Source organism: Mycobacterium sp. E2699, assembly GCF_001666745.1.
Classification (GTDB): Bacteria; Actinomycetota; Actinomycetes; order Mycobacteriales; family Mycobacteriaceae; genus Mycobacterium.
This window is the reverse complement of the sequence record NZ_LZJH01000126.1, coordinates 142,247-163,474: the sequence shown is the minus strand read 5'-3', so window position 1 is coordinate 163,474 and position 21,228 is coordinate 142,247. Positions and strand designations below refer to the sequence as shown.

Below are 21,228 nucleotides of genomic sequence, written 5' to 3'. Positions count from 1 at the left end.
TCAGCGGCCACACCAAAGCCGATCTCAAACACATCCAAGACAAGCTCAACAGCCGGCCCCGGCCGACCCTGAACCTCGACACACCCGCCCAACGCCTCGCCAACCTAATTAGCCAAGCCGCCTAAATGTTGCACTAACCACTTGACAACGGGCGAGTGGGCCGCGCGCTCGCGTCGATTTCGGTGCCCAAAAGCGCGATCAGGCGCGAGCGGCGATGTAGGCCATCACCCGGTCGAGGATGAGGTCGTAGGTGTCGCCGTCTTCCACGAGGCGGTCCAGTCCCTGCCGGCGCAGGAAGCCGTCGAGGCGCCGATCCAGCGGCCAGTCGGCATAGTCGTCGTCGGCGTAGGGCGAGTGCAGGAATTGCCACGCGAGCGTGTCGACGTCGCCGTCGGTCAGCAACGGCGGACCGCTTGGCACGGGAGTCATTTCAGCCGCGGTCCGCTCGGTGGATCGCCGCCTGGACCGCGGCGATCCGAGACCGCGCGCGCTCGTCGGCGGCCCTCTGCTCGGCGGCGGTGACGACGATCGCGTCCGGGCCCGGAAACACGGTCGCCTCTTCGTCGGTGTCGAGCCATCGAACCCGAAACGGCGGCTCGCCCTCCGGCGAATGCACCGCGGTGATCAGCCCGCGCAGGTCGCGGCGCCCGACCGTGCCGCCCTTGATCACCAGCCAGTCCCCGGCTTCGGCCTTCATCGCCGAATCTCCAGCACTTCCCGCATCGGCCGCCGCGGGGTCGGCTTGGGGGCCGGTTCGCCCTCGGGTTCGATGCCGACCCTGATCAGAACCTGAGGTACCGACGCCGGACGGGCCGTGAGGTCGACGATGACGTCCCGGCTGGACACCAGTTCCGTGAGGTGCGTGACCGGGCAGGTGGCCAGCCCGGCCATCGTGCACTCCAGCAGGATCGCCGAAAGTGCCTCGCCGCAACGCAGGGCGTCGGCGCGGGTGTCCTGCGGGGTGGACAGCACGAGAATCTTCGCCTCGTCGTAGGTGCCCGCGGAGCTGCGCTCGTCCGACGGATCAACGGGGAACCGGCGGTTGACGTCGACCCGCCGGGCATCCGACTGCGAGACGAGCGCGCTGTCGGGGATGCCCTCCTGCTCCCGCAACGGCGATGTCCACCACAGCAATTCATGCTGATAGGAATCGTCGTAGCGGCGCAGGGCGTCGGTGAGCCGGGACGCATCGGCCAACTGCGGCCTGGCCGCCTCGGTCAGCACGTCGAGGAACACCGCGTCCTTGTCGAACGAGCTCCGCAAGACCGGTTCGAACGTGCCCCAGTGCCTCGGGGCGCGAAACGGCAGGCGGTTGGTCCGGCGATGAAGTATCGCGTCGGCGCGATCGCGCCGTGCCTGCGTCACGTCGTCGACCGGGGCGAAGTCGGTAGCGGCGAGGTGGTCGAGGTTGTTCGGGTTGGGAAAGCGATCGACGTCGGTCGCCCACCCCGCCGCGGCCATCGCCACCCGGAAGTGATCGAGCGCCGCGCCACAGCTGATGATCGCCTCGCGACCCGAGGTGTCGGTCGCGGTGACCGTTCGACGCGGGTCGACGAACAGGTCGACGCTCGTGCCGCCCGCAACCCAGTGCCACGGCTGGATGTTGTGCAGGGACGGAGCACGGCACGCGAGTTCCACCGCGCTAGTGATCACGCCGGTGTCCACCGTCGTTCGGGTCATGCGCTCACCCTCCGGCATGCGCGCACATCGACGCCAGGGTCCTTGGTCCCCTGCCCCACGTCATTGGGCCCGACGCGACCGTCGGGACGACCGGCCGGTCATTGATGACTTTCGTCTCTATTGCGGCACCGGGGCCCGGCAAACGATGAGGATGCCCAGGCGAGGAGAAATGTGCCCCCATGGAAATGATCCGCAAGACGCCCCACGACTTCTCCGTCCGTCCCAACCTCACGGACTATGAACGCACACGCGCGCAGTTCCACTGGTCCGACGTGCCGGCGCTGTGCGAAGGGATGGGTCCGGGCCGGTGCAACATCGCCTACGCCGCGCTGGACCGGCACGCCGACGGCCCGGCCTCGACGCGCACGGCGCTGAGGTTCGTCGCCGACGTGGGCTGGAACGGCGCGATCACCACGCACGACCTCAGCTACGCGGAGCTCGGACACTTCGCCAAGCGGTTCACCAGCGCCCTGCGCTCGCTCGGGATCGACAAGGGCGACCGCGTTTTCACGATCATGGGCCGCTGCCCCGAGCTCTACATCGCGATGCTGGGCGCGCTGCGCAACGGCAGCGTGATCTCGCCGTTGTTTTCGGCCTTCGGGCCGGAACCGATCGCCACCAGGGTGACCATCGGGCAGGCCGACGTGCTGGTGACCACCAGGGCGATCTACGAGCGCAAGATCGCCAAGATCCGCGATCGGCTGCCGTCGGTCCGCCACGTCTTCGTCGTCGACGGCGGCCGCGGGGGCGACCCACCGCCCGGGACGCTCAACTTCTGGGACTGGCTGGACGCGGCCGACGAGAACGCGCCGATCGAGCCCACCACCGCCGAGGACCCGTCGCTGCTGCACTTCACCAGCGGCACCACCGGCACACCCAAGGGCGCGATCCACGTGCACGGCGCCGTGGCGATGCACTACGTCACCGGCCTGTACGCGCTGGACCTGCATCCCGACGACACCTATTGGTGCACAGCGGATCCCGGCTGGGTCACCGGAACGTCCTACGGCATCATCAGCCCGCTGCTGCACGGGGTCACCTCGATCGTCGACGAGGCCGACTTCGACGCCCAGCGGTGGTACCAGATCCTGCAGGACCAGGCCGTGTCGGTGTGGTACACGGCGCCGACCGCGATCCGGATGCTGATCAAGGCCGGCCCCGAGCTGCCCGCCCAGTATCGATTCCCACGGCTGCGCTTCATCGCCAGCGTGGGCGAGCCGCTCAACCCCGAGGCCGTGTGGTGGGGAAAACGGGTGCTGGGCTTGCCGATTCACGACAACTGGTGGCAGACCGAGACCGGCGGCATCATGATCGCCAACACTCCCGCCTTCGACATCAAGCCCGGCTCCATGGGGCGGCCGCTGCCGGGCGTCGACGCCTACATCGTGCGCCACAACGACGAGGCGTCCGGTGGCAGCACGGAGGTCGTCGACGAACCGGACGTCGAGGGTGAGCTCGCGCTCAAGCCGGGATGGCCGTCGATGTTCCGCGGCTACCTCAACAACGAGGAGCGGTACCGCAACGCCTTCGCCGACGGGCTGTACCTGAGCGGGGATCTGGCCAAAAGGGATGCCGAAGGCTACTTCTGGTTCGTCGGGCGCAAGGACGACGTGATCAAGTCCGCGGGCCATCTGATCGGCCCGTTCGAGGTCGAGAGCGCGCTGACCGATCACCCGGCGGTCGCCGAGGCCGCCGTCATCGGCATACCGGACCCGACGGTCGGCGAGATGGTCAAAGCCTTTGTCACGCTGAAGAATGGCGTGACCGGCGACGAGGACCTGCGCCTGGAGCTGCTGGGCCACGCGCGCAAGCGGCTCGGCGCGACCGTGGCGCCCAAGGAGATCGAGTTCGTCGACTCGTTGCCGCACACCAGCAGCGGCAAGATCATGCGCCGACTGCTCAAGGCCCGCGAACTCGGCCTGCCCGAGGGCGACACCTCCACGATCGAAAAACACCCTGACCACCACACCGAGGGGGTGCCGTCATGACCGACACCAAGCTGGCCCATGAGCTGCTGACCGACATGATTCGGGTCCGGCGCATGGAGGAAAAATGCGCGGAACTGTACAGCGCGGCCAAGATTCGCGGGTTCCTGCACCTCTACGTCGGGGAGGAGGCCGTCGCCGCCGGGTCGTTGCGCGCCCTGGCCGACGACGACGCGGTGGTCGCGACGTATCGCGAGCACGCGCACGCGCTGCTGCGCGGCATCCCGATGACCTCGATCATGGCCGAGATGTTCGGCAAGCAGGAGGGCTGCTCACGCGGCCGCGGCGGGTCGATGCATCTGTTCGACGCGGCCAAGCGGTTCTACGGCGGCAACGCGATCGTCGCCGGCGGCCTGCCGCTGGCCGTGGGCATCGCCCTGGCCGACGCGATGCTGCAGCAGAAGCGGGTGACCGCCTGCTACTTCGGCGACGGGGCGGTGGCCGAGGGCGCGTTCCACGAGTCGCTGAACATGGCCGCGCTGTGGAACCTGCCGGTGCTGTTCTGTTGCGAGAACAACCTTTACGCGATGGGCACCGCGCTGGACCGCGCGCAGTCGCAGACCGACCTCACCGTCAAGGCGGCGTCGTACCGCGTTCCCACGATGGCCGTCGACGGGATGGACGTCGAGGCGTGCCACGTCGCCGCGCAGCAGGGCGTCGATCACGTCCGCGACACCGGCGGGCCGTTCTTCATCGAGTTCCGCACCTACCGGTTCCGGGCGCATTCGATGTTCGACCCCGAGCTGTACCGGGACAAGGGCGAGGTCGAGAAGTGGCGCGAGCGCGACCCGATCCGGTCGTTCACCGACAAGTGCCTGGATGACGGCAGCCTCTCCGAGGATGACGTGCGTGAGATCGAAGACGCGGCCGCCGCCGAGATCGAGGCCGCTGTGGCGTTCGCCGAGGCCGGAACGTGGGAGGACGTGGCGGATCTCGAACGCGACGTCCTCACCCCGCAGCCGGAGGCCCTGCGATGAACACCGCGAAGACCACCTACCGGTCCGCCGTTCACGACGCGATGCGCGACGCGATGAACGACGACCCGCGCGTCGTGCTGATGGGAGAGGACGTCGGCCGCTACGGCGGAACGTACGCGGCGTCCAAGGGCCTGCTGGAGGAGTTCGGTCCCGAACGGGTGCGCGACACGCCGCTGTCGGAACTGGGCTTCGTGGGGATCGGGATCGGGGCCGCTATCAACGGGCTGCGCCCGATCGTCGAAGTCATGACGGTGAACTTCAGCCTGCTGGCGCTCGACCAGATCGTCAATACCGCTGCGGCCCTTCGTCATATGTCCGGCGGGCAGTTCTCCGTCCCGCTCGTCGTCCGGATGGCCACCGGCGCCGGACGACAGCTCGCCGCCCAGCACTCGCACAGCCTGGAACCCTGGTACGCCCACATCCCCGGCATCAAGGTGCTGGCCCCGGCCACCGTCGAGGACGCCTACGGCATGCTGGGCCCGGCGCTGGCCGATCCGGACCCCGTGGTGATCTTCGAGCACGTCCAGCTCTACAACACCTCGTCCGACGTCGGCGCGCTCGGCCCGACCGACATCGCCCGGGCGGCCGTCCGGCGCAACGGCACCGACGTGACCGTGGTCGCCTACGGCGGCTCGCTGTGGAAGGCGCTGGACGCGGCCAATGAGTTGTCACTGACCGGAATCGACTGCGAGGTCATCGATCTGCGGATCCTACGGCCCCTCGACGAGGGCACCATTCTCGAATCGGTGCGCAAGACTCATCGCCTCGTGGTCGTCGACGAGGCCTGGCGCAGCGGCAGTCTGGCCGCGGAGATCACCGCGCGCGTGGTGGAGGGCGCGTTCTACGACCTCGACGCCCCCATCGCCCGGGTGTGCAGCGCCGAGGTCCCCATGCCGTATGCGAAACACCTGGAACAGGCGGCCCTGCCGCAGGCCGCCCAGATCGTCGCCGCCGTCCAGAACCTCTTCGGTGAGCGGCAATGATCGAGTTCACCATGCCGGCCCTGGGCGCCGACATGGACGAGGGCACGCTCAACGAGTGGCTGGTCAAGCCCGGCGACAAGGTGACCCGCGGCCAGATCGTGGCCGTCGTCGAAACCACCAAGGCCGCGGTCGAGGTCGAATGCTGGCAGGAGGGGACGGTCAGCGAGCTGCTCGTGCCGGTCGGTGAAACCGTCCAAGTGGGAGCCCCGTTGGCGACGCTGCTGGCCCCGGGTGAGAAGGCGGAGAAGCGGCCCGCGAAGCCGCGGCCGGCGGCGAGCGAGGTCACCGAGCCGGAGGCGGCACCGGCGAAGCCGCACATCGCCGTCACACCGCCCGGCATCCCGCAACATCGCCGCTGGGTATCGCCGGCCGCGCGCCGGCTGGCCCTGTCGCAGAACGTCGACCTCAATGCGGTGAGCGGCACCGGTCCGCAGGGCGCCGTGACCATCATCGACGTCGAGCACGCCGCCGCGCACCTGCATCACGAAGCCGTTGCCGCTCCCAAACCGGCCGCCGAGGCCCCGGCCAAGACCAAGCCGGCGGACCGCGCGGCGCTGATGCGCAAGTCGATCGCGGCGGCGATGAGCCGTTCCAAGCGGGAGATCCCGCACTACTACCTCGCCGAGGAAATCGTGCTGGACAGCGCGATGACGTGGCTGACCACCCGCAACGCGCAGCGCTCCATCGACGAACGGGTGCTGCCGGCCGTCCTGCTGTTGAAGGCCGTCGGCGTTGCCGCGCAGCGATTCGGCGAGTTCAACGGGTTCTGGCGGGACGACGGCTTTCAGCCCGCGAACGGGGTGCACGTCGGCGTGGGGATCTCGCTGCGCGGCGGCGGCCTGGTCGCCCCGGCCATCCACGACGTCCCGGAGAAGAAGCTCGACGAGCTGATGGACGATCTCACCGATCTCGTGGCGCGGGCGCGCTCGTTCTCGCTGCGGAGCTCCGAGATGTCGGATCCGACAATCACCATCACCAACCTCGGCGACCAGGGCGTCGACGCGGTGTTCGGAGTCATCTACCCGCCGCAGGTGGCGCTGGTCGGTTTCGGTCAGCAGGCTCAGCGCGTCTGTGTCATCGACGGCGGAATCCGGGTCGTGACCGCGGTGCAGGCCACGCTGGCCGCCGACCATCGGGCAAGCGACGGCCACCGGGGTGCGCTGTTCCTGAAAGCCATCAACGAGCTGCTCCAGCAGCCCGACCTCTTAGAAAAGTGAGTGTGCAATGACGACGAACGAAGACACCCGCGCGGTGGTGCTGTCGGTGCTGACCACCATCGCCCCCGAAGTCGAGCCGGACGACATCCGCGACGACGTCCTGCTTCGCGACCAGGTCGATCTCGATTCGATGGACTGGCTGAGCTTTCTGCGCGGCATCCACCGGCGGCTGCACGTCGAGATCCCCGAATCGGACTACGCATCGCTGCGGACGCTGGCCGACGTCGTCGGCTATGTCGAAAAGAACGCCACGGCACCCAGTGCGTAGCAGCGCGGCGCAGGGCCTTTCGGCCCACCGATGCCCCCGTCGACCGGGGACGAACGGCCCTGCCCACGGCCCGCGAACTCGCCTACCGTCGATGCCATGATCGCGACGCTGGACACCCAGACCCTGAAGAGCGCGGTGCAGCTCGCGTGCCGGGCCCCGTCGGTGCACAACAGCCAGCCGTGGCGGTGGGTGGCCGAAGACGGGGTTGTGCACCTGTTCGTCGACCGCGACCGGACGGTGCCGGGCACGGACCGTTCCGGGCGGGAAGCGATCCTCAGCTGTGGCGCCGCGCTCGATCACTTCCGGGTCGCGATGCTCGCCGCGGGTTGGGGCACGGAGATCGACCGATTTCCCAACGCCAAGGAGCCCGACCGGTTGGCGACGGTCGAATTCCGTCCCGTCGAACACGTCACGCGCGCGCAGCGCGACTACGCCAACGCGATCATGCAACGCAGAACCGACCGGCTTCCGATGGGTCAGCCCAGCTACTGGAGCCTCTTCGAGCCCGTGCTGCGCGGTGCGTTCGACGCGAACGTGGTGATGCTCGACGTGCTCGCCGACGACCACCGGCCAAGCCTGGCGCGGGCCTCCATGCTCACCGAGGCGCTGCGCCGCGATGACGCCTCGTATCACGCCGAACTCCAATGGTGGACTTCGCCGTTCGCGTCGCACGCGGGCGTGCCGCCGGGCGCGCTGCTGTCGGACAGGGAAAGCCACCGGGTGGACGTGGCGCGCGAGTTCCCGGTCAGGAGCCACGAGGATCGCCGCCCCGAGGTGGCGGTGGACTGGTCCAAAATCCTGGTGCTCTCCACCCCGAAGGACACCAGGGAGGATGTGCTGCGGTGCGGCGAGGTGTTGTCGACCGTCCTGCTGGAGTGCACGATGGCCTTCCTGGCGACCTGCACACTGACCCACCTGATCGAACTGGACGAGAGCCGCGAGGTGGTGCGCGGCCTGCTCGACAAGGGGGGCCACCCGCAGGTGCTGATCCGCGCCGGGATAGCGCCGCCGTTGGAGGCCGTTCCGCCGCCCACCCCGCGGCGCCCTCCGGGCGACGTCCTCGAGATCCGCTAGCACCCGCGGTTCTGCAATAGCCTTGTTGTCGAACACGACCCATCAAAGAAGGGTGGCTGATGTCTCCGACGTCCGGGATCGACGATGAGGTGACCATCCTGCCGGTGCACGAGTGCTGGGAGCTGATGGCCGGTGTCACGCTGGGGCGGCTGGTCACCAGCGTGGACGGCCAGCCCGAGATCTTCCCCGTCAACTACGTCGTCCAGAACCACACCGTGCTGTTCCGCACCGCGGAGGGCACCAAGCTGGTCAGCACCGCGATCAACAACCGCGTGCTGTTCGAGGTCGACGACCACAACGTCGCCGAGGGCTGGAGCGTGATCGTCAAGGGCAGGGCGCGCTCGCTGCGCACCAACGAGCAGATCGAGGAAGCCGAACGCGCCCAGCTGCTGCCGTGGACGTCGTCGGAGAAGAACCATTACGTGCGGGTGATGCCCGAGACGGTCACGGGCCGCCGGTTCCGGTTCGGTCCGCCGCTGCTGGGCAGCCGGGATCGCACCTGAGTCATCGGACCAGCCGCCGACGGCGCGGCCGCGGCATGAACTCCAGCGACAGCAACACCAGCAGCGCGGCCGGGATGTGGTGGGCGCACACCACCACATAGCGCCGCTCGGCCAGCGCGTGGAACTTGCGCAGGTAGCGGTACAGCGACTCCAGGCGGATGAACGGGTCCAGCAGGTGAATCAGGCGGTACGCGACCCGCTGCAGCGGGGTCGGTTGCGCCGCATCGAAGATCTCCGGAAACGCGGCGAATGCCAGCGAAAGGCGCAGCGCGCCTTGGCTTTTCGCTGCGGTGATCATCTCGACGCTGAGCCGCTCGTCGACACCGTTGGGCGCGTCGGGGCGGCGGAACGGCGCGTCGAGGCTGACTTCCAGCCCGGCGTCGGCGGTGGCGTATCGGTGAAATGCCACCGCCCGCCCGCGCCGGTCGCGCGCGATGGCCAGCTGCACCCCCGGGTAGCGTCCCCGCAGGGCCCCGTCGAGGTTCATGCAGAACCCGCGCTCGGTGCGCGCCGCGCGGTGGGCGGCGTAGAGCACCTCGGTGAGCTCGGCGGTCAGTGTTGGATCGAGTCCCTGTTCGTCGACGATCTGCGTGGTGATCCCGCTGTTGCGGGTGCGCTGCACCGCCTGGCGGAGGTTGCGAAAGCGGCGCCCCCGCAACGTGAAGTGGCGAACGTCGACGACGACGTCGCGGCCGATCGGCACCGTGATCATCTTCTGCCCGACCACGTCGTCGCGCCATAGCGCGACGTGCCGCTCGCCGCCGGCCAGCACGATGATCTGCCAACCCCGGCCGCGGCACATGCGGACGAAATCGGCCACCAGCCCTTCGAATCGGGCGGCGTCGCCGATCGGGTCGCCGCTGACGACGGCGAACCCGAGGCGGGTGCGGAATGCGATCGCCGCGGATCCGTCGGCGTTGAAGTGGTAGCTCTTGCCCGAGTGCATGGCAAAGGGCGCCAGCGCGTCCCCGTGGGTGGCGTCGACGAGCGGCCACACCCGATCCAGTAGCTCCGGTTGGGGTTTGGCCGTGGTCGGCGACATCAGCGCGAGCCCGCTGGCCGCGATGAGGAAGTTCCCCAGCCCACCGAACGACAGGAAGTGCGCGCACAATCCGGCGCCCACCGCGGCGGCGGCGATCGCGGCGTGCCCGGTGGTGACCGGCCGGCCCAGAAAGATGCCGCGCGCGATCAGCGCCGCGGCGGCGAGCAGCGCCACCGACCACCCGAACCTGCCGGGGGCGGCCCGCTCGTAGCCGAGGTGTTCGCGCGCGGCCAGCACGGTCAACCAGGCCAGGGCGCACAGCAGAACTGCGAGGCTGCCGAGGCGGGCGCCCCGGACGTCGGCCCTGACCAGAACCCGCTCGCGGCCGCGCGCCGCGACGGCCCCCCGGCTGCCCTGGTTAGTCCTCATGGCGCGCTCTGTTTCCCGGCCGCGTCGCGCAGGCATTCGTCGGCGGGCCGAACGGGCTGGTCGGACATACATCAACCTTTTCCGACAGGGTTTTGAGGCGGCCGTCAACGACGCTCCCGACGCTAATCGGCGCGGCCCGCATCGGGGAGAGCCGTTTGTCCTCCGGTTATTGCCATTGGTCCCCGGCGCTGAGCCGGCTGCCGGCGCTGCGCGGCACCTCGGCTACGCGTCTCGGGCTTTCGAGACCAGGCCCCACAGGCAGGCGCGAAAAGCGCTCTCGTCGATGCGCATTCGCGAAGCGATCTGGCCGTCGGTATGGCCCCGCAGGACCAAACCGAGAAGCTCACCTTCGAGTTCGGTCAACGACGCGGCGTCCAGGAGGTTCGCGCGCGCCCGGTCGGCGAGGTAGGCGGTCGCGGCGCCGGTGTCGTAGAGCAGGTCACCGGCCGCGGCGCGTTTGATCCCGGCGACCACTTCGGATCCCTTCGCGTTTCTCACGATGCAACCGTCGGCGCCGGCGCGCATCGCGTCGAAAAGATCGCTGCTGGACCCGAATGAGGTGAGGATGATGCAGTGCAGCCCCGGCACCAGCGAACGCAACTCCCGGCACAGGCCGAACCCACCGCCGTTGGGCAGCCGGTCATCCAGCAGCACCACATCGGGGCGGCACGGCGGGATGCGCGACAGCGCTTCGCCGACGTCGGCCGCTTCGCCGACGACCTCGATGTCGGCGTCGCATTCGATCAACTCGCGCAGCGCGTGCCGGACGATGGCGTCATCGTCGACGAGGAACACGCGGACTACGCGTCGCACGAGACGAGTCTCCCCTCCCCCAGGGCCGGACAATCCCGATTCGGAGCACCGCCGTCATTCCCGGTGCGGTGCCTGGCAGGCGGTCAGCCGGCGAACAAGCACGTCCGCCTCCGCGAGGCCGGCATGGACGAAACGTTACAGATATCCGTAACGATGCGGCAAGAAACGGTCCGCACCGTGCCAGGGGTCCTCCCCGACAGGGCGTGTCCGCCCGCATCAGACGCGCGTTGCGCTTTCTGATCGCCGGCGGTCGATCTCGGTCACTGCTAGGCCGACGACCTCGGGGACGGCGCGCTCGACCCGGGGATCCAGGCCGGCGCCGTGGCCGGTGTCGGCGACGTCGACGGTGAGCAGCACCAACTCCCCGGGTACCCGGTCCAGCGCCGCACCCAGCGCGTGGGTACGCACGAGATCGACGCCGTGCGAACTCAAGCCGTCACGCGTCGCCACGTCGCCCAGGCCGCAGCGCCGCACCCGGCCCGGCCTCGGCGGCGTCCCGACCGCGCCGTCGATCACCACGGCGAGCGCCACGCCCGACCACGCCTCCAGCAGGCTCAGCGGATCCACGATGTCGGTCACCACCCGCACACCGGGCAACGCCAGCCGGCTCAGCTCGTCGGCCGCCGCGATGCCGACGCCGTCGTCGCGGCGGAAGCGATTGCCCAGGCCTATCACGACCGCGTCGACCGCGTCGACCGCCTCGACGTTCTGACCGGTCACGTGCGGTGGATCGTCAACGTCAGGAAGTGCGCCGAACACGAGATGCACGGGTCGTAGCTGCGGATCAATTGCTCGCACAGCGCGGTCAGCGCGGTGTCGTCGAGGGTCAGGTTGCCCGACACCAGTCGGGCCAGGTCGGCTTCGATCGCCGCCTGGTTCTGCGAGGTGGGCGGGATGATCTGCGCCGCGGACACCAGCCCGTCGTCGCCGATCCGGTAGCGGTGATACAGCAGCCCGCGCGGCGCCTCGCTGACGCCGTGCCCGACTCCGGCGCGCGCCGGGACGTCGACGAACGGGCGCGGCGGGCGCTGGTAGGCGTCGATGATCCGCAGCGCCTCCTCGATCGCGTAGACCACCTCGACGGCGCGGACGACGATGCTGCGGAACGGGTTTCGGCATTCGCCCGAGAAGCCCGCCGCGGCGGCGGCCTGCGCCGCGACTGGCGACAGCGTCGCGGAGTTCAGCGCGAACCGCGCCAGCGGCCCGGTCAGGTACCGGCCGCCGTCGAGGGTCGCGTGCAGGGCGGTGGAGTGGGGCACCTGCGACTCGGCGACGTGCTCGCCGAAGTCGGCCACCGGAAAGGACGGGCCGGCGCTGCGCGCGATCGCGCCGTTCTCGATCGGGTAGCGGCCGGGCGCCGTGAGCGCGAGGAACTCGTGATCGAGCTCGAGGTCGGGGAACTCGAACCCGGCCACCCACTCGACGGTGGCGAGCGCGTTGTCGAGCGCGCGGCGCAGCTGTTCGGCGATCGGCCCGAAGTCCGAACGCGTTGGCACCGAATAGAATCCGCCGAGCCGGACGTTGACCGGGTGTATCGCGCGCCCGCCGACGAACTCCATCAGCTGGTTACCCGCCTTCTTCAGCGCCAGCCCGCGCTCCACGGCCCACGCGTGGTCGCGGGCCATGCCGATGATGTCGGGGTAGCCGAGGAAGTCGGGGGCGTGCAGCAGGTAGATGTGCAGGACGTGGCTGTGGATCCATTCGCCGCAGTAGAGCAGGCGCCGCAACGCGACGAGCTCGTCGTCCACCTCGACGCCACAGGCGTTTTCGATCGCGTTGCAGGCGCTGACCTGATAGGCGACCGGGCAGATGCCACAGACCCGGGCCGTCAGGTCGGGCGGCTCGGTGTGGGCCCGTCCGCGCAGGAACGCCTCGAAGAACCGCGGCGGCTCATAGATGTTGAGTTGCACGGTTTCCAGGGCACCGTCTTTGAGCGTGACGTGCAGCGCGCCCTCGCCTTCGACGCGCGTCAGGGTGCCGACGCTCAGCGTGCGGGTGGACTCGGTCACGGGCGGCTCCGCTCGGCGTGAAAGGCCGCGACGTTGAACGTCGAGAAAACCCGATCGACGTCGCCGTCGGACATCCCGTCGCGGCGCAGCAGCGGGATCAATGTCGCGGTCCGCGGCGCCGCGGACGGCCCGAAACAGCCGAAGCAGCCGCGATGGTGCCGGGGGCACAGCGCCCCGCACCCGGCGTGCGTGACCGGCCCCAGGCACGGAATGCCTTCGGAGACAACGACGCACGTGACCCCGCGGAGCTTGCACTCGGTGCACACCGTCTTGGCCGGGAGCCGCGGTTTGCGACCGATCAGCAGCGCCGAAAGGGTGTCGAGCAGCTGACCGCGGTCGATCGGGCAGCCGGGCAGCTGGTAGTCCACCTTGACGTGCGCCGACGCCGGCGTGGAGGTGGCCAGCGTGTCGACGTACTCCGGTTTGGCGTAGACGACCGACGCGAACTCGGCGACGTCGGCGAAATTGCGCAGCGCCTGCACTCCCCCGGCCGTGGCGCACGCGCCGATGGTCACCAGAACCTTCGACTGCTCACGGATTTCGCGGATGCGATGCTCGTCGTGACGGGTGGTGATCGAGCCCTCGACGAGTGACACGTCGTACGGTCCGCCGACCATCGCGCTGGAGGCCTCGGCGAACGTGGCGATCTGCACCTGGTCGGCCAGGGTGAGCAGCTCGTCCTCGCAGTCCAGCAGGGTCAGCTGGCACCCGTCGCAGGAAGCGAACTTCCACACGGCCAACGTGGTTGGGCCCATCTACAGCTCCTTCACTCGCAACAGCGGGCCGGCGACGTCGTAGCCGACGACGGGGCCGTCCCGGCACAACAGCAGCGGTCCCAGCTGGCAGTGACCACACCAGCCGACCCCACACTGCATGTTGCGCTCCAGCGACACCCGGATGTCCCTGGCGGCGAGCCCTTTGGCGAGCAGGGCCTCGGCGCCGAAGCGCAGCATCGGCTCCGGCCCGCACAGGAAGGCGGTGGTGCGGCCGGGGTCGAGCGTCAGCCGGCGCAGCGGCTCGGTGACCAGGCCGACCTCGCCGTGCCAGCCCTGGACCGGGACGTCGACCGTGACGTGCACTTCGATCTGTGGGTCTTCGGCCCACTTCGCGAGCTGATCGGCGTACACGAAGTCCGTCCGCGAGCGGGCGCCCGCGATGAGCGTCACCCTGCCGTAGCGGGCCCGTCCGGCCAACGCACCCAACACCGCGGGGCGCAACGGGCACAGGCCCACCCCGCCGGCCACCATGACCAGGTCCCGGCCCGCGGCCTCCTCCAGCCCCCAGCTGGTGCCGAACGGGCCCCGGACCCCGACGACGCTGCCCGGTTCCGCGCCGTGCAGGGCGCGGCTCACCGCCCCGACCGCGCGGATGGTGTGCGTGATCGACCCGTCCGTCACCGAGGGATCGCCGCTGATCGAGATCGCGGCCTCGCCCACCCCGAACGCGTACAGCATCATGAACTCGCCGGGCTGCGGCGTGCGCAGCGCCTCGGCGACGGGCTCGAGGCACAGCGTCGCCGAATCAAGGCTCTCCACAACGCGACTGCGCACCCGGTACGGGACGGGCGCCATGGCCGGCGTCGGCTCAGCAAGTTCAGTCATCGCCGGCCATCTTGTTCATCTCCGCGGTGATGTCGATTCCGGTGGGGCACCAGGCGATGCACCGGCCGCAGCCCACGCAGCCCGACATGCCGAACTGGTCGTGCCAGGTGCCCAGCTTGTGGGTCAGCCAATGCCGGTACCGCGAGGCCCCGGACTGGCGCACGCTGCCGCCGCCGTGCACGTAGGTGAAGTCGAACTCGAAGCACGACGCCCAGTGGCGCCAGCGCTCGGCGTGCTCGCCGGTGAGGTCGCTGACGTCCTCGGTGCCGGTGCAAAAGCAGGTCGGGCAGACCATGGTGCAGTTGCCACAGGTCAGGCAGCGGCTCGCGACCTCGTCCCACTGCGCCGACTCGCGGTTGGCAATGAGCAGCTCCCGCAGGTCCGTCTCGGGCATGTGGCGGCCCATCTGGTGGGCCGCGGCCGCGACATCGTCACGCGCGGAACCGATTTCGTCGTCGCTGGCCGCGCGGTGCGTGATCGCCGCGAGCACGTCGGCACCCTCGGGACTGCCGACGTCGACGACGTACGACGGCGCGTCACCGTCGAGGCGCTCCGTCAGGGCCAGGTCGTAGCCGGGGCCGGCCGCGGGTCCGGTGCGCATCGACGCGCAGAAGCACAGCCCGCCCGGCTCCGTGCAGTTCACCGCGACGACGAACGCCCGGCGCCGGCGGCCGGCGTAGGAGCTGTCCGGGTAGTCGGGCCGGCCGAGCACCCCGTCGAGGGTGGCGATCGCGGCCAGGTCGCACCCGCGCACTCCCAGAAACGCGTAGCGCGGGACTTCGTCCTCAGCGTCACCTGCCCCGTCCCGGGTGCCGGCCCACATCCGTTGCCGCGGGGGGTGAAGGAACTGCTTCCACGACTGCGGACCGGCCGAGTGCCCGAATGCCGCGTCGTCGTCGCGGCGCCGCACGCGGTAATGCCCCGGACCGACGTCCACGCCCCAGCCGCGCGGCAGGTCGTCCGCCGATTCGAGTTCGGCGAGCACGATCGCGTTGTCCCGCAACGTCGGACCGACCACCCGGTAGCCCCGCTCGATCAGCACCTCGACGAGGCGGTGCAGCGCGGCCATGTCGAGCCAGGCGGCCCGCTGATTTTCGGCGTCTGGACTCACCGACACATCATCCGCCTGAATGGCGTGGGCTGCATAGGGGTTCGCGTGCCGCCGGCCTCATTGCCGATTGGTCCGGCCGCCGTCGTCCACCAGGAATCTGATCGCACGGTCCCATTGGGCGTCGCGCGTTCGATCGAGCCGCGACCGGATGCCGGCCACGAACGCGGCGATCCCGAGGGCCGCCAGCAGCGCGATCGCGCCCGCGATGCCGACCGCGTCTGCCACGGCGTGCCACGTCGGGGTCGGCGGCAGCGACTGCTTGCCGTCCTTGTCCACCCACAAGTCGATCCGCTCTCCCGTCTCTGCGGGGGCGCTGAGTTGCACTGTGCCCGTGCGCTCGCCGGCCGCCACCGGCCACCGGGCTTGCACGACGGTCGTGCCGAAGGCCGCGCGCCGCGCGTCGGCGACGGTGGCGGTGACGAGGTGCCGCTCGTGTGCCTCCTGGGCGTAGAGATGTGCGCGCGCGTCGTAGGCCATCGCGCCGAGCACCCCGACGACCGGTATCGCGACGAGCGACGCGAGGAGCGCGACCACGGTGACCGCCGCCTCGATGCGGTCGGCGCGCCGAAGCAACGGGTTGCGGCCGAAGATCCGCGCGACGGGCCAGCGGCGCGGGTTGATCGTGAACGTCTCCATCACGACTCGGTCACCCACTCGACGAAGTCGGAGAGCTCGCGCCGCGGCGTCGCCGGCAGGGGGTCGGCGTTGATCGGCGCCCAGCCCACCCGGAGCAACATCTGCGGGTAGTCGCCGCCGCCGAAGATGTCGCAGCGGACCGACGCGCGCGTCTCGGGGATCTCCAGCGGTTCGGTGACCGGGCAGCTGGCCAGCCCCATCGACGTCGCGGTCAGCAGAACGACGCTGGTGGCCTCCCCGGCGCGCAGCTGCGCCAACCGGTCGTCGGCCCGCGTCCCGAGCGCAAGCACGACGGCGTTGTCGTCGCCGGGCGACGAGTCCGGCGCCATGGGCAGCGTGGGTCCGGCGAAGAACCGGCCCGGTATTTTCGCCGCGGGATCGGACGCCGGCGTGCTGCGGGCCGGCACACCCGCCACCGACGCGTAGCGCCCGCTCCATGCGGTGAGCTCCGCGACGTAGTCGCGGTTCAGGTGCTCCGCAACCGATTCGGCGACGATCTTGTGCAGCCTGTCGAGGTCTTCGACCTGGCACAGCGTCACGCCGTTTCGGGCCGCCCGCGCCGCCATCAGCGCGATGTCGGCGACCGGCACCGGCCACGAACTGTAATGACGGCGATCGGTCCGGCGCCGCGGTATCGCCGCGGCGAGCGCGATGTCGACGGCGTCGGCGGGGTACGGCGACAATTCGATCGAGGCGAGGTGATCGAGGTCGGCCGGATTCGGCAGCCGGGTCACCTTGGACAGCCAACCGACGGCCGCGAAGGCGGCGACGCAGTGGTGTAGCGCCGCGCCGCAGCTGAGGATCAGGTCGCGGCCGTCCGGGTCGGTGTTGGGCAGTTGGCGTTCGGCGTCGGCGTAGAGATGCACGCTCGCGGCGTCGACGCGCCATCGCCACGGCTGCGTGTTGTGCACCGAGGGTGCCCGAGACGCCAGTGCCAGGACGGTCCGGACCGTGCCGGCGTCCGGAAAACGTGCGTTCATGGCTGTCGTTCCCTTCGGATGAAGCTCCTTGACGTCCACCATCGCTCAATCGCGCGGGGCCAAACGAGAGCACGACGGCACTAGCCAAAAGGACTTTGGGCCAATCCCCTAGGCCCCGGCCGGGGCGGGCTTTTGCGCCTTTCCGCTTGCCTGGCCGCGAGCCGCCAGGGCGCCCGCAATCGACGTGCTGGTGACCGTCAGCAGGGCTCCGAACATCAACGCCGACGCTTCGCCCGCGACGAGAAGGTGTTCCTGCGTCCCGATGGTGGCCGCGGCCACCGGCACCCCAAGCTGGCCCGCCGACAGCACCGCCAGCGTCAGCGGCTGGCCGAGCAGCCGTCCCGCGCTGTGCGCGAGCACGGCGCCCAGCCCCAGCCCGACGCCCAGCAGGATCAGCTTCGGGTGCGAACCCAGCTCGCGCACCTGCAGCGAGGCGCCCAGCCACACGAAGAACAACGGACTGAAAAAGCCCTCGGTGATGCCGAACAGCTGGCGCGCCAGCCGGTGCGGCTCGCCGACCATCGCGATCACCAGACCCAACGCGAAGCCCGCCAGCATGATCGACACGTGGGTGTCTACGGCGAGTGCCGCAAGGGCGAACAGCACCACCAGGTTCGTCCGCAATTCGAGCGCGAATCGGCGAGTTTCGGAGTAGACGTGCAGGCGCCGGCGCAGGTGCCGGCTGTCGGCCCCGCGCAGCACCAGGAAGAGCACCACCGCGCAGCCGGCGATCGCAAGCGCGCCGAGGGCCGCGACCGGCGCCCGTCGTAGGTCGATCACCAAGGGCAGCAACACAATACACGCGGCGTCGGCGATCGCGATCTGCACCGTCACCGACAGGACATCCGGTCCCTGCAGCCGCAGCGAATCGATCACCGGCAAGGCCAGCGCCGCCGACGACGACGCCATCAGCACCGCGTACAGCGCAGCGTGGCCGGTGCCGAACGCCGCGGCCAGCCCGGCACCGAGGGCCGCCGCCACGGCACCGACCGCGACCGCCCGCACCAGCGCGCGCGACGCCAACGAGCGCAGCGCGGGATCACGGAGCGGGACATGGGTGCCCACCACGAACATCACCAGCGCGAAGCCGATGTTCGCGAACAATTGAAAGGTCGGGTTGGTGTCGTCGACGAGCCCGAAACCGGTCCTGCCGACGACGAGCCCGGCGAACAGCTCGCCGATGATGACCGGTATCCGCAGTCCCGGCAGCGAAGCCAGCAGCGGACCGGCGAAACCCACGGCGGTCAGCAGCGCCAGGGTGTGGAAGCCGAACCCGTGCACGTCAGCGGCCCTTCCCCGCGGTCAGCATCACGTCATTCTGCATCGGCGTCCGCAAAAGGCCAGGGAAATGCCCCGGAGAGTCATTGGGGACCATTTCCCCTGTTGACGGGAGACGGGCTCCGCTTAGCATGCGCTCGACGGCATCTGTCGTCCGTTGCCGTCAGCGTGATCACGTGAAGGAGCCCGCCATGTTCGTCCCGACCGCCTTCCCGCGCCGGGTGATAGCCAGTGCGATCGGGGCCGGCGCGCTCTTGTGCGCCGGCGCGGCGACCGCCGCCGCGGAACCGGCGCCGCGGCCGGCCAACTGCACGGCCGCCGACGTGGCCGGTGTCGCGGCCGGCGTAGCGGCGTCGCTGTCGACCTACCTTTACACCCATCCGGATCTGAACGGGTTCTACACCGGCCTTCAGGATCGCCCCAAGGACCAGCTCCGCGACGACGTGCAGAACTACTTCAGCGCCAACCCGCAGGAACAGGCCGACCTGGAGAACATCCGGCAGCCGCTGGCCGACATCAGGCAGCGGTGCCAGTGGACCCCGCTGCTCGGGGAGACCGGAACCACCCCGTGAACGAGAAGGAGACCGCGATGAGGCTGTGGGTACGATCGTGGACCGCCGCGGGGATCACGGTGCTGGCCCTCGCGGCGATTCCCGAGATGTATGCCGTCGTGCGGCCCTCCGGCGTGGCCAACGCCGACGTCTGCGCGAGCGTCGGCAGGCGGGTCTCGGTGAGCGGGTGCACCAATGTGGCCGACACGGTCAACACCTACGCGCCGCCGCCCGGCGACTATGCCCCGCTGCCGCAGGACTTTCCGCCACCGAACGCGAGCGTCTGTGTCAACGCGGGGCGGCGAATCCATGTGAGCGGCTGCACCTAAAAGCGCTGCGAGGCGGTTGCTCAGGCCCAGCTGGACCCGACGGCGCTGTCGGTGCTGGCCATGTTGCTGCCGGCGCTTTGCACCTTCTGGCCGTGGGCGTTGGCCTGCTCGTAAATCACCTGGAAGTTACGACCCAACGCGGTGATGAACTCCTGGCAGGCCACCGAACCGGCGCCACCCCAGAAGTCACCAGCGGCCAGCACATCGCGAACGATGGACTGGTGCTCGGCCTCCAACGACGCCGCCTGGGCGCGAATCGTCGCGCCATGGGCGTCGACGTCGCCAAACTGGTAATTGATGGTCATGTTTACGTCCTTTCAAGTCTTGGAAGTTGTTGGACGACAGCGCCGTTGGGCTAGCTGCCGAGGATCTGCTGCGAGGCCTGCTCTTGCTGCTCGTAGTTGTTGGCGTCGCGGATCAGCCCGTCACGCACACCGTGCAGCATGTTCACGATGTTGCGGAAGGCCTGATTCATCTGACCCATGGTGTCGTAGGAGGTCGCCTGCGCCTGGCCACTCCAGCCGGCACCGGCGATGTTCATCGACGACGCCCACATCTTGCGGGCCTCGTCCTCAACGGTCTGCGCGTGGACCTCGAAACGGCCCGCCATCGCCCGCATCTCGTGCGGGTCGGTCATAAAACGTGTTGCCATCACACTGCTCCGTTCATTTCATCGGTTGTAACTGTCAGGGCTTCGTATCGCTTGACTCAGACGCCGGTCCGTGACACCACGCCGGGCCGGGACTGCACGACATGCGCGACGCTGCCGCCGCTCGTCATCCGCCCGGGCATGCCGCCGCCGGCGCCGCTCATCGGCATCGGCATCATCGGCATGCCGGTGCCGGCCGCCACGGCGGCCGAATTGGGCACGCCCGTTCCCATGCTCCCCAGGCCGGTCACCGCAGAACTGCCCATCGGCGCGGGCACCGACCCGGCCCACGTCGGCGGCACCGACAACGCCCCGACCATCCGCGCCCGACCCAGGCCCGCGGCGGCACCCGATGCGCCGCCGCCCGGGGGTTGCACCGCTTGGGCGCCGCTCATCAGCGCGGGCGCCCCCGGCAATCCGGCGACCCCCGCCAACCCGGCGCCGCTTTGCGTTCCCGTCTGCATGGCGCTGCTCATCAGCATCATCATCGGAGACATCGCCATGCTGGCCGGGGTCGCCAGCGCCTGCGCCCCCTGCGTCGCGGCCCCCAGCGGCAACGACTGCACCGCCGACATCAGTTTCGGGGCCGCGGTCGACATCGCGGTGCCCGCCGCTTGCGCCGTGCCGGCCAGCCCGGCCAAGCCGGTCGGGGGCTGGTCGAACGGGGTCAGCAGCGAGGCCACCGACACCGCGTCGGCGTGGTAGCCCATCATCGCGGCGATGTCCTGGGCCCACATCTGAAGGTACTGAAGTTCGGTGTCGGCGATCGCCGGAGTGTTCTGACCCAAGAAATTCGTCGCCACCAACAACGACAGCAGCGAACGATTGGCCGCCACCGCCGTCGGATGCACCGTCGCGGTCTTCGCGCTTTCGAATGCCGTCGCGGCGGCCCGGGCCTGGGCGGCGGCCACTTCGGCCAGGTCGGCAGACGCACTGAGCCAATCCACGTGGGGTGTTGCCGCGGCGGCCATCGCCGCCGATGCCGGACCCGTCCAGCATGAGCCGGCCAGCGCGGAGGTCACCGAGTCGAACCCCGCCGCCGTCGCCTGCAAGTCAGCGGCCAACCCCTCCCAGGCCGCTGCGGCGACGAACAACGGCCCGGACCCGGCGCCGGCGTACATCAGGGCCGAGTTGATCTCCGGCGGCAGCAGTACAAAGTCCATCACGAAAAGC

The 21,228-nt window shown here is 69.8% G+C and carries 25 protein-coding genes; 9 read left to right on the top strand and 16 right to left on the bottom strand.

The genetic code is table 11. The annotated features are described in order from the left end of the window. Positions 1 to 198: 198 nt before the first annotated feature. Genes A5696_RS22265 through A5696_RS22255 form a run of 3 tightly spaced genes read right to left on the bottom strand, consistent with a single transcriptional unit; the run spans position 199 to position 1,680 of the window. Positions 199 to 429, bottom strand: a complete 231-nt coding sequence (locus tag A5696_RS22265) for a hypothetical protein (RefSeq protein WP_067883143.1) — start codon at positions 427 to 429, stop codon at positions 199 to 201. A 1-nt stretch (position 430) separates the two neighbouring features. Beyond that, positions 431 to 697 (bottom strand): DUF1918 domain-containing protein, encoded by a 267-nt coding sequence (locus tag A5696_RS22260; RefSeq protein WP_067883142.1) that lies wholly within the window; start codon positions 695 to 697, stop codon positions 431 to 433. Next, a complete protein-coding gene (locus A5696_RS22255) occupies positions 694 to 1,680 on the bottom strand; it encodes a nitroreductase family protein (RefSeq protein ID WP_067883141.1) in 987 nt (328 codons plus the stop codon). Before A5696_RS22255 ends, A5696_RS22260 begins: the two co-directional genes overlap by 4 nt. Before the next feature lie 179 nt (positions 1,681 to 1,859). Between A5696_RS22255 and acsA the strand changes: the two genes are divergently transcribed. The 7 genes from acsA (at position 1,860) to A5696_RS22220 (ending at position 8,687) form a co-directional block, all read left to right on the top strand. After that, positions 1,860 to 3,668 carry an acetate--CoA ligase gene (gene acsA, locus A5696_RS22250; protein WP_067883140.1) on the top strand — a complete coding sequence of 603 codons (1,809 nt, stop codon included), beginning with the start codon at positions 1,860 to 1,862 and terminating at the stop codon, positions 3,666 to 3,668. Beyond that, on the top strand, positions 3,665 to 4,642 hold the full coding sequence (gene pdhA / locus A5696_RS22245; RefSeq protein ID WP_067883139.1) for a pyruvate dehydrogenase (acetyl-transferring) E1 component subunit alpha: 978 nt from the start codon (positions 3,665 to 3,667) through the stop codon (positions 4,640 to 4,642). The genes acsA and pdhA overlap by 4 nt, the downstream gene beginning before the upstream one ends. Then, complete coding sequence (locus A5696_RS22240; RefSeq protein ID WP_067883138.1) at positions 4,639 to 5,625, top strand: alpha-ketoacid dehydrogenase subunit beta; 987 nt, start codon at positions 4,639 to 4,641, stop codon at positions 5,623 to 5,625. The genes pdhA and A5696_RS22240 overlap by 4 nt, the downstream gene beginning before the upstream one ends. Continuing rightward, on the top strand, positions 5,622 to 6,842 hold the full coding sequence (locus tag A5696_RS22235; RefSeq protein ID WP_067883137.1) for a dihydrolipoamide acetyltransferase family protein: 1,221 nt from the start codon (positions 5,622 to 5,624) through the stop codon (positions 6,840 to 6,842). Before A5696_RS22240 ends, A5696_RS22235 begins: the two co-directional genes overlap by 4 nt. A gap of 7 nt (positions 6,843 to 6,849) precedes the next feature. Further along, positions 6,850 to 7,110, top strand: coding sequence for an acyl carrier protein (locus A5696_RS22230; RefSeq protein ID WP_067883136.1), 261 nt, complete (start codon positions 6,850 to 6,852; stop codon positions 7,108 to 7,110). A 96-nt stretch (positions 7,111 to 7,206) separates the two neighbouring features. Continuing rightward, complete coding sequence (locus A5696_RS22225; protein WP_067883135.1) at positions 7,207 to 8,184, top strand: NAD(P)H nitroreductase; 978 nt, start codon at positions 7,207 to 7,209, stop codon at positions 8,182 to 8,184. Between the two features lie 59 nt (positions 8,185 to 8,243). Then, positions 8,244 to 8,687, top strand: a complete 444-nt coding sequence (locus A5696_RS22220) for a pyridoxamine 5'-phosphate oxidase family protein (RefSeq protein ID WP_067883134.1) — start codon at positions 8,244 to 8,246, stop codon at positions 8,685 to 8,687. 1 nt (position 8,688) lies between these two features. On the opposite strand, the gene A5696_RS22215 is transcribed toward A5696_RS22220, so the two are convergent. The 10 genes from A5696_RS22215 to A5696_RS22170 form a co-directional block, all read right to left on the bottom strand. Beyond that, positions 8,689 to 10,098, bottom strand: a complete 1,410-nt coding sequence (locus A5696_RS22215; protein WP_067883133.1) for a bifunctional lysylphosphatidylglycerol flippase/synthetase MprF — start codon at positions 10,096 to 10,098, stop codon at positions 8,689 to 8,691. A gap of 222 nt (positions 10,099 to 10,320) precedes the next feature. After that, entirely contained in the window at positions 10,321 to 10,911 is a 591-nt protein-coding gene (locus A5696_RS22210; protein ID WP_067883132.1) for a response regulator transcription factor, read from the bottom strand. A gap of 216 nt (positions 10,912 to 11,127) precedes the next feature. Continuing rightward, complete coding sequence (locus A5696_RS22205; RefSeq protein WP_067883131.1) at positions 11,128 to 11,631, bottom strand: hydrogenase maturation protease; 504 nt, start codon at positions 11,629 to 11,631, stop codon at positions 11,128 to 11,130. After that, complete coding sequence (locus tag A5696_RS22200; protein WP_067883130.1) at positions 11,628 to 12,920, bottom strand: Ni/Fe hydrogenase subunit alpha; 1,293 nt, start codon at positions 12,918 to 12,920, stop codon at positions 11,628 to 11,630. Before A5696_RS22200 ends, A5696_RS22205 begins: the two co-directional genes overlap by 4 nt. Next, positions 12,917 to 13,675, bottom strand: coding sequence for an oxidoreductase (locus A5696_RS22195; protein WP_067883129.1), 759 nt, complete (start codon positions 13,673 to 13,675; stop codon positions 12,917 to 12,919). Before A5696_RS22195 ends, A5696_RS22200 begins: the two co-directional genes overlap by 4 nt. Further along, on the bottom strand, positions 13,676 to 14,521 hold the full coding sequence (locus tag A5696_RS22190) for an FAD/NAD(P)-binding protein (protein WP_067883128.1): 846 nt from the start codon (positions 14,519 to 14,521) through the stop codon (positions 13,676 to 13,678). Next, the gene (locus A5696_RS22185; protein WP_067883166.1) at positions 14,514 to 15,590 is read right to left on the bottom strand and encodes a 4Fe-4S dicluster domain-containing protein; all 1,077 of its coding nucleotides are present in this window, start codon (positions 15,588 to 15,590) and stop codon (positions 14,514 to 14,516) included. The genes A5696_RS22190 and A5696_RS22185 overlap by 8 nt, the downstream gene beginning before the upstream one ends. 99 nt (positions 15,591 to 15,689) lie before the next feature. Beyond that, a complete protein-coding gene (locus A5696_RS22180; RefSeq protein ID WP_231964552.1) occupies positions 15,690 to 16,286 on the bottom strand; it encodes a hypothetical protein in 597 nt (198 codons plus the stop codon). Continuing rightward, the gene (locus A5696_RS22175; RefSeq protein ID WP_067883165.1) at positions 16,268 to 17,248 is read right to left on the bottom strand and encodes an NAD(P)H nitroreductase; all 981 of its coding nucleotides are present in this window, start codon (positions 17,246 to 17,248) and stop codon (positions 16,268 to 16,270) included. Before A5696_RS22175 ends, A5696_RS22180 begins: the two co-directional genes overlap by 19 nt. Before the next feature lie 108 nt (positions 17,249 to 17,356). Next, on the bottom strand, positions 17,357 to 18,529 hold the full coding sequence (locus tag A5696_RS22170) for a cation:proton antiporter (protein ID WP_067883126.1): 1,173 nt from the start codon (positions 18,527 to 18,529) through the stop codon (positions 17,357 to 17,359). Positions 18,530 to 18,717: 188 nt separating this feature from the next. On the opposite strand from A5696_RS22170, the gene A5696_RS22165 reads away from it, so the two are divergent. Beyond that, positions 18,718 to 19,098, top strand: a complete 381-nt coding sequence (locus A5696_RS22165; RefSeq protein ID WP_067883164.1) for a heme-binding protein — start codon at positions 18,718 to 18,720, stop codon at positions 19,096 to 19,098. A 17-nt stretch (positions 19,099 to 19,115) separates the two neighbouring features. After that, positions 19,116 to 19,406: a hypothetical protein gene (locus A5696_RS22160; RefSeq protein WP_067883163.1), complete on the top strand. Its 291-nt coding sequence runs from the start codon at positions 19,116 to 19,118 to the stop codon at positions 19,404 to 19,406. A 20-nt stretch (positions 19,407 to 19,426) separates the two neighbouring features. Here A5696_RS22160 and A5696_RS22155 read toward each other — a convergent pair whose 3' ends face one another. Genes A5696_RS22155 through A5696_RS22145 form a run of 3 tightly spaced genes read right to left on the bottom strand, consistent with a single transcriptional unit; the run spans position 19,427 to position 21,218 of the window. Next, complete coding sequence (locus tag A5696_RS22155; RefSeq protein ID WP_067883125.1) at positions 19,427 to 19,711, bottom strand: WXG100 family type VII secretion target; 285 nt, start codon at positions 19,709 to 19,711, stop codon at positions 19,427 to 19,429. Between the two features lie 50 nt (positions 19,712 to 19,761). Continuing rightward, positions 19,762 to 20,058, bottom strand: a complete 297-nt coding sequence (locus A5696_RS22150; protein WP_066914021.1) for a WXG100 family type VII secretion target — start codon at positions 20,056 to 20,058, stop codon at positions 19,762 to 19,764. A 56-nt stretch (positions 20,059 to 20,114) separates the two neighbouring features. Beyond that, on the bottom strand, positions 20,115 to 21,218 hold the full coding sequence (locus A5696_RS22145; RefSeq protein ID WP_067883124.1) for a PPE family protein: 1,104 nt from the start codon (positions 21,216 to 21,218) through the stop codon (positions 20,115 to 20,117). Positions 21,219 to 21,228: the final 10 nt, after the last annotated feature.